This window comes from Mycobacterium parascrofulaceum ATCC BAA-614 (assembly GCF_000164135.1).
Classification (GTDB): Bacteria; Actinomycetota; Actinomycetes; order Mycobacteriales; family Mycobacteriaceae; genus Mycobacterium; species Mycobacterium parascrofulaceum.
Map to the genome: position 1 here is coordinate 382,896 of NZ_GG770557.1, position 13,039 is coordinate 395,934.

A 13,039-nucleotide genomic window follows, 5' to 3' on the forward strand; every position below is an offset into this window, starting at 1 on the left:
AAATAGCCTGATCCCTACAAATCCTCGCGGTCGACCACGAAGCGAACCTGACAAGCTTTGTGAATGTTGCCCGGTCGGAAGCCCACGACGTCGGTATCTACGACTCGCAGGCCCAGGCTGTCGAATATTGAATGCCACTCGCTTACCCGCTTGAACTGGCAGCCGAAATTCATATCGACAAGACCCTGGGCGACGGCATTACCAAAGAAGTCGATGAGCACGAGTGCCCGAAATTGATCGCTTTCCTCGAGCTTATTGAACTCGGTCAGGTCGATCTGCCCCGGTGCGGCGACTCCTGGGGGCATTCCGGGGACGGCGTAAGTGTCTTCTTCGATAATCAACCGTCGTGCGACACGCCGCAAATTTGTCATCAACGGAATCAAATCGTGTTCGTCAACATGATGAAGAACGGTCTTAACGATCGCACTGTCGAACATGTCGTCGGGATAGGGGACGTCGACAGGTGAAGCCATCTGCCGGAACGGCAGATGTGCAGCCTCCGCGCCGCGGTAGTCCATGACGTCCGTGCTGTAGCAGTCAAAGCCGGCATGCGCGATCAGCGCGGCTAAATGACCGCGACCGGTGCCGAAGTCGAGTACCCTGCTACCACTGATGGCGTCCGCGAAATTGTTGAAGTCCTGCAGCGGCTTACGCTGCGACTTGTACGCCGAGTAGCCCTCGCTGAACCATGACCCGTCGCCGTCGGATGTAAAGAATCGTTCGTGCACGTCTTGGGCTGCTTGATAGAGTTCACACCCATTACGGGCCGCCAGCAAGTACTTGCAGGCGTGTTCCAGGGTCGCACGGACGTCGCCGGAATAATTCGTAAAATGGGATTCATAACTGCGTTCCAGCACCGACAAAGTGAATTTCAGGGCGGTGGTTGCGTGCTGGAAAGTCTCGTGAATGAAATCGTATTGAGCTCGTTTGGTGGCTGGTGGCACCAACAATCCTTCCGTCAGGCACGCGTCAAACGCCTGGCGCGGCATCGTTGGGTGGCGGCAGGCGGAGGCCAAGGCAATTGATTCAATGCATCGTATCAGCACGGTGCAAATTAAAGGTTAGTCAAATTTGGCCGATTTCACTTTACAAGAACGCTGAACACGCGTAGGGCAAAGGCGGCCACCGCAATGGTGGGACGCATCTTTTTGCTCATGCTGCTGAGCAAAGCCTGTTTGACGTGCGGTTCTCACCGTGGATGACCCGGCTGCTGCGTTCGCGTCGGCCCGGCCGTCATCGAGCACCTTCGTCAGGGGCAAACTCTCGCGTCGGCACAACGAAGCCGTCATCGTGGGTTACGCGGCGCCGAGTGCAGTAGTTGAACGGGATATCGTGTGAGCCAGCACATTCCGGAAGCCGATTGTGGGGAGTGACACACTCTCCGAGCTTGGGCCCTGCTCCCATTAAGGTTCCTGCCTATGGCGGTGCTGCACGGCAAGAGGATCTTGTTCGACATCGACGGCACCCTGGTGGACTCAACCGCCACGGTCGAACGGTCCTGGGGGGCCTGGGCCGACGAATACGGCGTCGACTACGAAGCGGTACTGAAGGTGTGTCATGGCAGGCGCACCGAGGACATCGTCGCGCAATTCGTCGCACCGCGCGACCGAGTCGCGGCGACAGCCCGGCTACTCGCACTTCAAGCGCTCGCTGATGTCGATGGTGTCCTGGCGTTACCGGGAGCACGCCGACTGCTTGGCGCCCTGCCGCATAGTCACTGGGCTGCAGTGACTTCGGGGCCGCGGTCGTTGATGGCTGCCCGACTGGCGGCAGCGCGGCTTCCGACTCCGCAATTGCTGATTGGTGCAGAGGATGTGTCGGATGGCAAGCCAAACCCCGAGAGCTACCTCAAAGCGGCAGCCGCGATGGGCCTCGAGGCCCGGGAGTGCGTAGTCGTCGAGGATGCGCCCGCGGGCGTCGGCGCTGGGCGGGCCGCGGGGGCGCAAGTGCTCGCCGTCACGACCACCCACCGCGCGTCCGAATTGGCAGACGCCAACGTCGTCGTGGCCGATCTGTCCTGCGTGGACGTGGAGGTCACCGACACTGGTGTCGCCTTGCTGGCCAACTAACGCGGCAGCGGCCTGCGCCGCGACGCAGGTGCGTGAACCGCGCCTCGCTGGTGAAGCACAAGGGCCATGTCGACGGCGACCAATCTTTCGATCGATGTGGGAGTCGAGCGTGGCTCAACACGCCGGCAGGTCCAGAGCCTCCGGACTACTCTCCGGGCGGTTCACCAGCCGTTAAGCTCGAAGGTTCCGGATCTCAACCCGAAGGTCCGACAACCGCCGAGAGGTCGACGGCGCCATGTCCGGAGGATTTCTACGGTCTCCTCAGGCACGCGCTGCGGCGCACGCGAAGGCTAACGTCGCGCAGCAGGCGACGCGGCCAGCGAGAACCTGCACCCGAACTACTTTGCGGCGCAATGGAGACGCAACATGACCACTCGGCTCAGCTGGCAGTCGAGCCGGGCGCAGAGCGCGCCGAGCAGATCGAGGCGCGTCTGGCTGGCCCGCTGGTCGTTTCCCGCCGCGGCGCGATCTGCCCGACGCGACCCGAGGACATCGTGGCGCTTCTGCGCGACACGACCAGGCTCACGCATCCGATGCGGGGCCACGACGACACTCACCCCTGGGTGCCCACCGGCGCGGCCCCCGCCCAACTCGCCAGGTACCGCGCGGTCCTCAACCCGCTGTTCCGGCCGCGGGCGTTGGCGTGGCTCATGCCATCCATCCAGGAGAACGCCGCGGCGCTCGTCGACGCGGTCGCTGCTAAGGGCCAGTGCAAGGCCGTCGGCGAGATCGCCCGCCGGCTGGCGACCCAGACACTGCTGACGCTGCTCGGATTTCCGGATGGCAGTCTTGAGACGCTGCTGCGATTACTGGCGCGGCAAGCGGAATTCCCCAGGAGCGCGCCCTTCGAGGCCGACCTGGTCGAATACGTCAGCCAAGCGATTTCCACAGCCGGGCCGCCGGGGATCATCGCCGCCCTCCGCGACGAATTCGAGGAGGTGGAAATACTCAGCTTCGTCTTGCTGCTGTTCGGGGCGGCAATCGAGACGACGACTGCCGGAATCGGTTTTGCCCTGTTCGAGCTGCCACCGACCCGCAGTTACGGGCACTGCTCATCCGGCACCCCGATCAGATCGGAACATTCGTCAACGAGGTGGTGCGCCTGTACTCGCCGCTCGGCTATTGCCCGCGCGTCACCCTGGAGGAGATCACCGTTGGCGGGGTGAGCCTGCCGCCGCTCACCGAACTGGAACTCTCCTTGCGCACGTTGAATTTGGACGGCGGTTATCTCATCACCTACAGCGACGACAAAGTCCACGGGCGCCCTTTCTATTCATTCGGAGCCGGGTCGCGCCGCTGTCTCGGAATGCACGTCGCGCGAGCGCAGCTGAGCGCCCTTGTCGCCGAGTTCGTGCGTCGCATCCCCAGTTTCACGGTGGCATCGAGCCACATCGAGTTGAACGTCGGCGACGACAGCACCCGACTCGGCCCGACGACCATGCCATTGCAGTGGCCGACGTGAGAAGCGACGCCGCCCAGGTTGCCGGTGCGCCGTCAACGGGACGGAGGTGCGTCCCGCCCCCGCTGCGACAGCGACCGTTGATCCTAGATCGGTGGGGACGTTCCAACTCAGGTGCTCGCCGGCACCAGGGCGCTGATGTCCTCGCCCTGAAGGAGCTTCATCGTCAGGTTCAGGTCGAAATAGTCGGTCCAGCGAGTGAGCCTCCCATCGTCATCGACGATGAAGGTCCCCATCACCGGGATGGCCGGCTTGCTTCCGTCCGGAGCCTGGATGTAGTCCAGGCGTTCGGTGAGCACCGCGGAACCCTCGCTGGCGAGGTTGACGACTTCAAAGGCGTAGGCGTCGGGGAACATCGCGAACTGGGCGGCCATGTTCTCCGCGATGGCGTCTGGTCCGACGAAGGCGGGCATCCCCACGTTCTGATAGACGGCCCCTTCGGCCAGGAAGGGACGCAACGCTTCGGCGTCCCGCTGCTCCATCAGGGCGCAGAAGTTGCGGACGATATCGGCTGGCGATGACATGAGTGGGATCCCTTCACGACGAGTAGGTGAATCGACTTGAGCGTGAGCTGTAGGTTGCATTGGACAGCCAGCGCATTTCCTTCCGAACTGCGCGGGCTGGTAACGATGCGGACCGCCTTTCCCCAAAGACTCAGTGGTCGTGGACTATTACCCCGCGGATGTTGCGGCCGGCGAGCATGTCGTCGTAGGCCTCGTTGATGTCGTCGAGCTTGTACTCGGTGGTGACGGCTTCGTCGAGCAGCAGCTTGCCGCTGCGATACAGGCTGACAAGCCTGGGGATGTCGGCCCGCGGGTTGGCCTCGCCGTACAGGCTTCCCAGCAGGCGCTTTTGGAACAGCGTGAACAGCGTCAGCGGCAGCGTGGGTGTCACGTCGGACATCGACGCCAGTGCGGTGGCCACCACGGCGCCACCCTTCCGCACCGCGTTGAGCGCGTCGTTGATCATCGTGCCCTCGAGCACGCCGGGAGTGAGGATGGCCGAGTCGGCCATGACTCCGCGCGTAATCTCGCCGACCAACTGGGTCGCTTCCTCCATCGAGGTGACGAAGCGGGTGGCGCCGAACTGAAACGCCTTGTCGCGCTTTGTCTCCGCAATATCGACCACGACGATTTGTTCCGCTCCCGCCAGCCGCGCGCCCTGAATGGCGCCGCTGCCGATCCCGCCGCAGCCAACCACGACGACGACGTCGCCGGGACTGACGTTGGCGGTATTGACGGCCGAACCCCAGCCGGTCGTGATGCCGCAGCCGAGAAGGCATGCGCGCGATAGCGGCACATCGTCGTCGATCTTCACGACGGAGGCTTCCGACAACACGCCCCATTGCGCGAAACTGCCGACGCCCGAGAGGGCTCCGATGCCCCGCCCTCTGGCGCGGCGCCGGAAGGTGCCGTCCGCCTGGACTCCCGCCAGGATGATCGCCCCGTAATCGCAGAGGTTTTGACGGCCGGTGGCGCACCACCGGCAGCGACCGCACGCCGGCAGGAAGGAGGTGACCACGTGGTCTCCCACCGCCACATCGCGCACTCCCGGACCGACCTCTCGAACGACGCCCGCCCCTTCGTGTCCACCGATCAAGGGGAAGCTCACACCGAACATGTCGCCGGTGCGGATGTGGTGGTCGGAATGGCACAGGCCGGTTGCTTCGAACTCGACCAGCAGCTCGCCTTCCTGCGGCGGATCGAGTTCGATCTCTTCCACCGACCACTTCTCGTTCAGCCCCCACAGAACCGCTCCGTTGGTCTTCATGGCGACTCCTTCACGATATGTATGGCACGCTCGGGACAGTTCGCGATTGCGTTGTGTGCGCGGTCTTCCCATTCGGGCGGTATATCTCCGACGGTGACGACGGCGGTCCCGTCGTCGTCGATATCGAACATCTCCGGATATGCTGCGTAACAGCGGCTGTGGCCCTGGCAGAGTTCCGCGTCGACACGAAGCTTCACGGTTCAGTCCAATCCGCCCGGCCGGGTCCCGATAACGCCCCGCTCTGCCAGCGCCGCTATCGAAGAGGCGTCGAGGCCGAGTAGGTCGCCGAGGATGCTCGCGTTGTGCTGGCCCAACGTCGGCGCCGGGCACCGATGCCACTTGTCAACGCTGCGGTACTTGAAGGGAATCGCCGGCACGTGATGCCGTCCCACGACGGGATGGTCGAGGCTTTCGAAAAAGCCCCGTGCGGCCAGCTGTGGGTGCATCGAACCGACCCTCGCGTCAGCCAGATCCGCCGCCGGAACACCGTGTTCAACGAGCAGCTCTGCCGCCGAAGAGGACTCGTGGCGGCAAGCCCATTGCTCGAGATGCTTGTCGATCACATCATGTGCCTCGGCACGGCCTTGGTGGGTGTCCAACGCGGGGTCGTCTGCCCAATCCGGGTTGCCCAGAGCCCTCTTCAGCTGGCGCCATTGCTCGTCGGTCGCGACCGAAATGGCCAACCACCGCTCAGCTCCCGCGCACTCGTAGAGCCCCTGCGGTGCGGCGTCACGGCTGCGATTTCCCAGTCGCGATATCAGGCTGCCGTAGGCGGTGAATTCGACGACCTGCTCGGCGGCCGCGTTGAGCGCGGACTCAACCATCGAAACCTCGATGAACGACCCTTCGCCGGTCTCGTCGCGGCGCCGGAGCCCGGCGAGCATGGCGAATGCGGAGTGCATTCCCGCCAGTGGGTCACACGGGCCGCGGGGGATTCGCGGCTGGTCGTATTCGTGGCCGGTCACCCACGCCATTCCGGTCATCTGTTCCATCGTCTGCGCGAAACCCACGTTGTTGCGCCACGGTCCGTCGAGCCCGAACGCCGGCATGCGGACCATGACCATTCGTGGGTTCTGCTCCCTGACGGCCTCCCACGTGATGGCGAAATTGTCGAAGACGCGGGGCGAGAAGTTCTCAACCAGAATGTCCGAGCATTTGACGAGCCCGAACAACAAATCCCGCCCTTCGGGACAGGACAGGTCGAGGGTGAGTCCTCGCTTGTTGGTGTTGGTCGCCAGGTACATCCCCGACCGTTCCCACCACTGCGGCTGATTGGCGAACGCGGCGGCAGCCATCCGCGCCCCGTCCGGGTGTTTCGTCGACTCGAGGTGAATGACCTCGGCGCCCAGTGCGGCGAGAATGTGGGTGGAGGAGGGACCCGCCCACCACGCCGTCGCGTCGAGGATCCGTACGCCGTCCAGCGGGAGCCCGGGTGCGCGGCCGGCGGCGCTCGTAATCCTGTTGTGGGCGGGCACTTCTGTCATTTCGCCGAGCGGGGGAGCGCCGGCGACCGGCGCGGGCCGTCGGCCATCGATCCGGTACGGCGCCAGCGGGTGGGTGAAGCTGCCGTCGGCATGCGTGCCCCACACGCCGCGCGCCGCGAACTGCGGGTGGTCCAGCACGGTCTGGCCGTTGTTGACCGGTGAGACGGGGATTCGCAGGTCAGAGGCCAGCGCGACGATCTCGTGTGTGGAACGTCCCGTCGTCCATTCCCGCACAATCTGATTCCATTCGTCCCGGCGTTCCCACCGAGTCGTTGCCAGTGCCCACGCCGGGTCGTCGTCGAGCAGGTCGAGTCGGCCGATCATTGCCAGGAACGACTCGAATTGTTGGCGGGTATTGGTGTTGAAGCCAACCCACCCGTCTGCGGTCGGTTCGATGGAAGGGATCTCAACCTGTCGCGCCGGCACGGTCAACGGGGGACGACCGGCCAACTCGCAATAGAGGTCAGCGAATCCGCTGGCGCTGAGGTGGCAAGTCTCCAACAACGCACAGTCAACGATTTCGCCGGGTCCGCCGAGTTGAGCCCGATGCAATGCGCCGAGCGCCGCGACGGCGGCATAACTGGCCATCACCCATTCGAAGACTCGACCACCCGCTTGAATGGGCGGTTGGTCCGGACGGCCTCGCAACGCGAGGGTTCCGCTCTCGGCCTGGATCGTGAACTCCGTCGAGGGCCGGTCCCGGTACGGTCCGGTCAACCCGTACGCAGACAATGCCACGATCACCAGGTGCGGCGCGCGCCGCAGGAGCGCCTCGCGGTCGAGCCCCCCGGGGCCGAGAGAATCGACGAACACATCGGCGGAAGCGATCAGCGTTTCCAGGTCGGCCAGCGAAGTGCCGACGACTGAACGCTTGCCGGCGTTCAAGAATTTGAACAGCGCACCGGCGTCGCTCCGGTCGCCAAAAGGCCTGCGGCGGAACGGATCCCCCTCCGGAGATTCGATCTTGATGACCTCTGCTCCGAGGTCGGCGAACAACTTGGTGCAGTACGGTCCGGAAACTTCCGTCGCCCACTCGATGACACGCACCCCGCGCAGAGCGTTCATCGCCGTGCGGCTTTCCGCGTCAATGTCGTCGGAAGTGAGTTACTCGCGCCGATGAGTGCACACACGCCACTTCCTGTCCTCACGCTCGTGCCGATCGAGCAGGGTGTTCTGCATCCGCATGGCTGCGGGTGGGCTGGCAACGACGCTAGCGACGGGAAAGCTGAGCTGTCAAGTGCGACTCGATAACTATGGCCGCGGTTGAGTTCGTCGGAACTTTCTAGTCGGCGGCACGCACCTTCGGCACCCGTTGGGCCCGCCCGCGACGTTTAGCGGGCGGCTTCGTCGTTGACGTGCTGACGCCCTTCGCAAGGATTTGCGTACCCAGTTCGATCTGCGCGCGGACGTCTGGCTCGGCCGTACCGAACCAGCGTGGTCCGAGACTCGTCGTGAAGATGATGAAATTGGCCAGCAGCTCGGCGAACAGGTCGGCGTCGACGTCTGCCCTGATCTGGCCCGCGGCTTGGTAGTGGCGAACGCCCTGGGCGATGACGGCCGTGCGGCGTGCGTGATTGGGTTGCAGCACCCGCAGCGAGAAGTCCGGATCTGATAACGCCCGACCGGAAATGTCCCAGCCGGGAACGCCGCTGTCCCGGTCGTCGATCCGCAGCCTCGCAAAGAACAGCTGCTCGATGTAGTCCTCGAAGCGCGCGGGCAGGGTCGCCACGACTTGCTCTTCGGCCTCACTGACGAGGTCCGCGATCTGGCGGGAAACGACTTGCTCGAAGATGCCCCGCTTGTCCCCGAAGTAGTGGAACAGCATCGCCTCCGAACAGTCGGCGCGACGGGCGATCTCCTTCGTCGCCGCGACCGCGTAACCCGCTTCGGCAAAGACCTCGGCAGCCGCTTCAAGGAGGGCTCGTTGTTTGCCGTCCTTGTCGCGAACTCGCCGCCGCGCGCTTGTGGTCATCCCACATACTTTAGCGAGCGCCCGTTGTCTGAGGGGAAGCTTGCGCGCGTGCCGCCCCTTCGCGCGCACCGTGCGGGCGCGCGATCCCGAGTGCCCCGGGTAGTTATCGAGTGCGACTTGACTCCGCGCAGTCGACGATTTACTGTGCTGCGAAAGCGAATTTCGGCGTGTGCGAGAAATCCGAGGGCCGGTGCAGATGGCACATGGACGGTGGCACGATTGCGGCGTTGCCGGTATGTGGACGGCCCCTCGGTGGGGGATGCCTGGCCGGGCTGACCGCTGGCGGTGTCTCGAGGCCGGCGTGCCGGCGGTCGGGGCCGGAAAGGACTGCCCATGGTGAGCAAATCACCGGAGGAACACGCCCGGAACCTCGATCTTCGTCACGAGGATTTCAACGACCAAGACTTCCTCTACGAGGTCTACTCGGTGATGCGGGAGAACGGACCGTTCAGTCACCAGGACGTGCCATTCCTCGGCCCCACGCCGGGGGGAGCGTGGATCGCCACCCGCTACGACGACTGCTACGAGATCTTGCGTGATTGGCGCAGCTTCTCCAGCAAGCCCATGCTGGAGGGCAACCCGATGTCATTCGGCGACATCGTGATCACCCTGGATCCGCCGCGGCAGCAGCAGCTTCGCAAAGTTCTCAACCCGTACTTTTCTCCGGGCCGGATGAAGGACCTGGAACCCCAGGTGCGGGCGGTCACCGACGGGTTGATCGACAACTTCATCGAATTGGGCCGCGGCGATCTCGCCGACGTCGCCTGGCAGCAACCCGGGATCGTGTTCTTCCGGTATGTACTCGGCATGCCCGTTGAGGACATACCGCTCTACATCGAGACAGCCGACCTTGCGATCAATGGTGAAAGCGAAGAGGTCCGAAACGGTTCGATGACGAACCTTTACCTCCGCGTACGCGAGGAGATCGACAGGCGTCGTGGTCAACCGCCGCGCGACGACTTGATCGACGTCCTGCTCGCCGCCGAGATCGACGGTGAGAAGTTGAGCTTCGACGACGTCGTCGCGAATGTGATGCTGCTGGTGCAAGCGGGGCTCGAGACAACCTCTAGTGCAATGTCGTTCGCCTTCTTCTATCTCGGCACTCATGCTTCGGAGCGCGACCGACTCGTACGTGATGCCGAGTTGATGCCCACGGCGATAGAGGAATTCATCCGTTTCGCCGGTTCGGTCCACGGACTGCATCGCTCCGTCGCGGAAGAGGTTGAACTGAGCGGCCGGAAGTTCTGTCCGGGTGAGACGGTCGTCGTGAACTATGCGGCCGCCAACCGCGACGCACGCGAGTTCGACGAGCCGAACAAGTGCATTCTCGATCGACAGACAAACCGCCACCTCGGGTTCGGGGCCGGCGTCCATCGCTGCCTGGGCTCCAATCTCGCGCGGCTCGAGTTCAGGGTGGGCGTCGAACAAACCCTGCAGCGGATACCCGACTACGCCATCCCCCCCGGGGCGAAGGTTGATTTTCATGGGAACTCGGTCACCCGCGGTTACCGCGCCCTGCCAGTCGTCTTCGCGCCGGGTGCCCGCGTCGGCCAATGAGCGCCGATATCGTCTCGCAGCCAGCGCAATAGCGAAATCAGGGAGGACCCCGTGGACAAGCAAGATCTGCAATGGATGATCTCGGTCGACGACCACATCATCGAGCCACCGAACGTGTGGGTCGACCGCGCGTCGGCCGCCGACCGGGACCGGGTACCACACGTCAAGCGGATCGACGGCGTCGACACGTGGATCTACGACCAAGCCCGCGCGTCGGTGATGGGTATTTTGGTCGCGGCTCACCAAAGGCCGGCCGAGTATTCCCCGCTGCCAGTGAATTACGACGAGATGCCCCGTGCCTACTTCGACCCGGTGGCCCGCATCCCCGACATGGACGAGGACCACGTGATCGCGGGATTGAACTTTCCCTTCTTCCCCCGGTTCTGCGGTCAGATGTTCGCCCACCTCGGTGACCGCGATCTGGCCCTCAAGTGCGTGCGGGCCTACAACGACTTCGTCATCGACGAGTGGTGCGCGGCGGCACCGGGTCGCTACATCCCGATGGTCATCGTCCCGCTCTGGGATACCCGACTGGCCGTCGAGGAGACGCTACGGTGCGCCGACAAGGGCGCCAAAGCCATTGCCTTCTCGGAGAACATGCACCCGCTGGGATTTCCGTCCATCCATTCGGGAGCATGGGATGATTTCTTCGCGGTGGTGAACGAGACGAGGATGCCGCTGTGCACCCACATCGGATCGTCCTCGGTCAGCCCGACCACGTCGCCCGACGCGCCCTTCGGGGTTCAGGCGGTCAACATCAACCTCAATCTGGCGAATTCGACCACCGACTGGCTGTTCTCGGGCAAGCTGCAGAAATACCCCGACCTCAAGATCGTGCTGGCCGAGGGCGGCATCGGCTGGATTCCCTACCTCATCGAGCGCGCCGAACATGTCGCCGCCGACTACCAATACCTGCGCGCCAACAACTGGGCGGTGGACCCGGCCACGATGCGCCTGACCCCGGTGCCCACCGACCCCGAGATATTCCCGGAGTCTCCGCGCCAGCTCTTCCGCGACCACATCTACGGGTGCTTCATCGAGGACGACTTCGGGGCGGCGAATCTCGATTTCATCGGCGTCGACAACGTGATGATCGAAACGGACTATCCGCACACCGACAGCCTCTGGCCGAACTCGCTCCAGGCCGCTCACAAGGCGCTGGACGGCCGGTCCGACCTCGACAAGTACAAAATATTGCAAGGCAATGCTCGCCGGGTGTTCGACTTCGAGCCCGCCCCGTATCCGACGCCGAAGTAGTCAGCGGCCCAACGGAATTCGTTCGATGCGGGAGTACCAGAGCTTTATCGACGGTAAGTGGTTGAGCGACAACGCGGTCGGCGTCATCGACGTCATCGATCCGGCCACCGAGGAGTTGATCGGACGAGTCGTCGACGGTGGACCCAAGCAAGCGACCATGGCGATCGAGGCCGCCCGGCGGGCTTTCGACGACGGGCCGTGGCCGTGGCTGTCCGTCCGGGAGCGGGCGAAGATCATCAAGCGGTTCGCCGAGATCCTCGACGAGCGCAAAGCGGAACTTCGAGAGCTGGTCGTCGCCGAGATCGGCTCGACCGGCTTCATCACCGACCTGATCCAGGTTGGCGGCGCCATCGAGGCCGCCCACTATTACGGCGAGTTCGTCGAACACGATGTGACGTGGGTGGAGACGCCGGGCGGACCAACAGTTTCACCGACCGGCCTGGGCGGCGTGACGGTGGTCCGCGAACCGGTCGGGGTCGTCGGGGTCATCACGCCGTTCAACTTTCCCTTCTCGATCAACATTCAGAAGTGCCTGGCCGCCTTGGCCGTCGGCTGCACCGTGGTGCTCAAGCCCCACCCGTGGACCCCGATGAACGCCCTGGAGCTGGCCAAGGTGGGTCAGGAGGCGGGCCTGCCGCCCGGGGTGTTCAACGTGGTCGTCGGCGGTGCGGACATCGGGGAGGAGCTGTGTACCCACCCAGGCGTCGACATGATCGGGTTCACCGGTTCGACGGCGACCGGTCGACGCATCCGCGAAGTATCGGCCGCAACGATGAAACGCACACAGCTGGAGCTCGGCGGCAAGAGCGCGCACATCGTCCTCGACGACGTCACCGAAAGCGACGCCGCGGGAATAGGATTCGGTCAGGTGCTGATGCATGCCGGCCAGGCATGCACCGTCACGTCACGACTTCTGTTGCCCGAGCACCTGCTTGACGCGTACGTCGAAGGCCTCAAAGCCATGGCTTCCTTGATCACCGTCGGGGATCCGCGTGATCCCACCACCGTCGTCGGGCCGCTGATCAGGGATCAGCAGCGGCAGCGAGTTGAGTCCTTCGTACAGTCGGGTCTGCAGGAAGGCGCGCGGCTGGTGGCCGGCGGCAAACGTCCCGAACACCTGCGACGCGGCTTCTACTACGAGCCGACGGCATTTGTCGAGTGCCGCAGCGACATGCGCTTGTGTCAGGACGAGGTGTTCGGGCCCGTGCTCGCGGTGATGACCTATCGCTCCGAAGACGAAGCCATCCGCATCGCGAACGACTCCGTCTACGGGCTGGCGGGTCTGGTGATGACCCGCAATGCCGCAAGGGGATTCAACGTCGCCCGGCAGATCCGAACCGGCACCATCATGGTGCAAACCGTCGCGCCCGGTGCCGATCTGGGAGCCAATCCGGGTGGCGGGCAGGGTCCCGGCTGGTCGCTGCCGGCGCGCGGCATGTTCAACGGCGGCGGGCCGTTCGGCGGCTTCAAA

12 protein-coding genes are annotated in these 13,039 nt (G+C 64.2%); 6 read left to right on the forward strand and 6 right to left on the reverse strand.

The window, feature by feature from the left end; translation table 11 throughout:
• Positions 1-14: 14 nt before the first annotated feature.
• A complete protein-coding gene (locus HMPREF0591_RS23165; RefSeq protein WP_139093611.1) occupies positions 15-1,046 on the reverse strand; it encodes a class I SAM-dependent methyltransferase in 1,032 nt (343 codons plus the stop codon).
• 372 nt (positions 1,047-1,418) lie between these two features.
• Here HMPREF0591_RS23165 and HMPREF0591_RS23170 point away from each other — a divergent pair, with 372 nt between their 5' ends.
• The 3 genes from HMPREF0591_RS23170 (at position 1,419) to HMPREF0591_RS23180 (ending at position 3,531) form a co-directional block, all read left to right on the forward strand.
• A complete protein-coding gene (locus HMPREF0591_RS23170) occupies positions 1,419-2,069 on the forward strand; it encodes an HAD-IA family hydrolase (protein ID WP_007171119.1) in 651 nt (216 codons plus the stop codon).
• A 563-nt stretch (positions 2,070-2,632) separates the two neighbouring features.
• Positions 2,633-3,235: a cytochrome P450 family protein gene (locus HMPREF0591_RS23175; RefSeq protein WP_167310174.1), complete on the forward strand. Its 603-nt coding sequence runs from the start codon at positions 2,633-2,635 to the stop codon at positions 3,233-3,235.
• Positions 3,232-3,531: a cytochrome P450 gene (locus tag HMPREF0591_RS23180; protein WP_007171121.1), complete on the forward strand. Its 300-nt coding sequence runs from the start codon at positions 3,232-3,234 to the stop codon at positions 3,529-3,531. The genes HMPREF0591_RS23175 and HMPREF0591_RS23180 overlap by 4 nt, the downstream gene beginning before the upstream one ends.
• Positions 3,532-3,638: 107 nt before the next feature.
• On the opposite strand, the gene HMPREF0591_RS23185 is transcribed toward HMPREF0591_RS23180, so the two are convergent.
• The 5 genes from HMPREF0591_RS23185 to HMPREF0591_RS23200 all read right to left on the reverse strand — a co-directional run bounded on the left by HMPREF0591_RS23185 (position 3,639) and on the right by HMPREF0591_RS23200 (position 8,754).
• Positions 3,639-4,052 (reverse strand): limonene-1,2-epoxide hydrolase family protein, encoded by a 414-nt coding sequence (locus tag HMPREF0591_RS23185; protein ID WP_007171122.1) that lies wholly within the window; start codon positions 4,050-4,052, stop codon positions 3,639-3,641.
• A gap of 130 nt (positions 4,053-4,182) precedes the next feature.
• Positions 4,183-5,298 (reverse strand): NDMA-dependent alcohol dehydrogenase, encoded by a 1,116-nt coding sequence (locus HMPREF0591_RS23190; RefSeq protein ID WP_007171123.1) that lies wholly within the window; start codon positions 5,296-5,298, stop codon positions 4,183-4,185.
• A complete protein-coding gene (locus HMPREF0591_RS31355) occupies positions 5,295-5,495 on the reverse strand; it encodes a ferredoxin (RefSeq protein WP_007171124.1) in 201 nt (66 codons plus the stop codon). The genes HMPREF0591_RS23190 and HMPREF0591_RS31355 overlap by 4 nt, the downstream gene beginning before the upstream one ends.
• Positions 5,496-5,498: 3 nt before the next feature.
• Positions 5,499-7,847 (reverse strand): CaiB/BaiF CoA transferase family protein, encoded by a 2,349-nt coding sequence (locus HMPREF0591_RS23195; protein WP_007171125.1) that lies wholly within the window; start codon positions 7,845-7,847, stop codon positions 5,499-5,501.
• 217 nt (positions 7,848-8,064) lie between these two features.
• Complete coding sequence (locus tag HMPREF0591_RS23200; protein ID WP_007171126.1) at positions 8,065-8,754, reverse strand: TetR/AcrR family transcriptional regulator; 690 nt, start codon at positions 8,752-8,754, stop codon at positions 8,065-8,067.
• Positions 8,755-9,087: 333 nt separating this feature from the next.
• On the opposite strand from HMPREF0591_RS23200, the gene HMPREF0591_RS23205 reads away from it, so the two are divergent.
• The 3 genes from HMPREF0591_RS23205 to HMPREF0591_RS23215 form a co-directional block, all read left to right on the forward strand.
• Entirely contained in the window at positions 9,088-10,311 is a 1,224-nt protein-coding gene (locus HMPREF0591_RS23205) for a cytochrome P450 (protein WP_007171127.1), read from the forward strand.
• Between the two features lie 51 nt (positions 10,312-10,362).
• Positions 10,363-11,568: an amidohydrolase family protein gene (locus tag HMPREF0591_RS23210; protein ID WP_007171128.1), complete on the forward strand. Its 1,206-nt coding sequence runs from the start codon at positions 10,363-10,365 to the stop codon at positions 11,566-11,568.
• Positions 11,569-11,593: 25 nt separating this feature from the next.
• Positions 11,594-13,039: aldehyde dehydrogenase family protein (locus HMPREF0591_RS23215; RefSeq protein WP_007171129.1), on the forward strand; the 1,446-nt coding region annotated here is incomplete at its 3' end.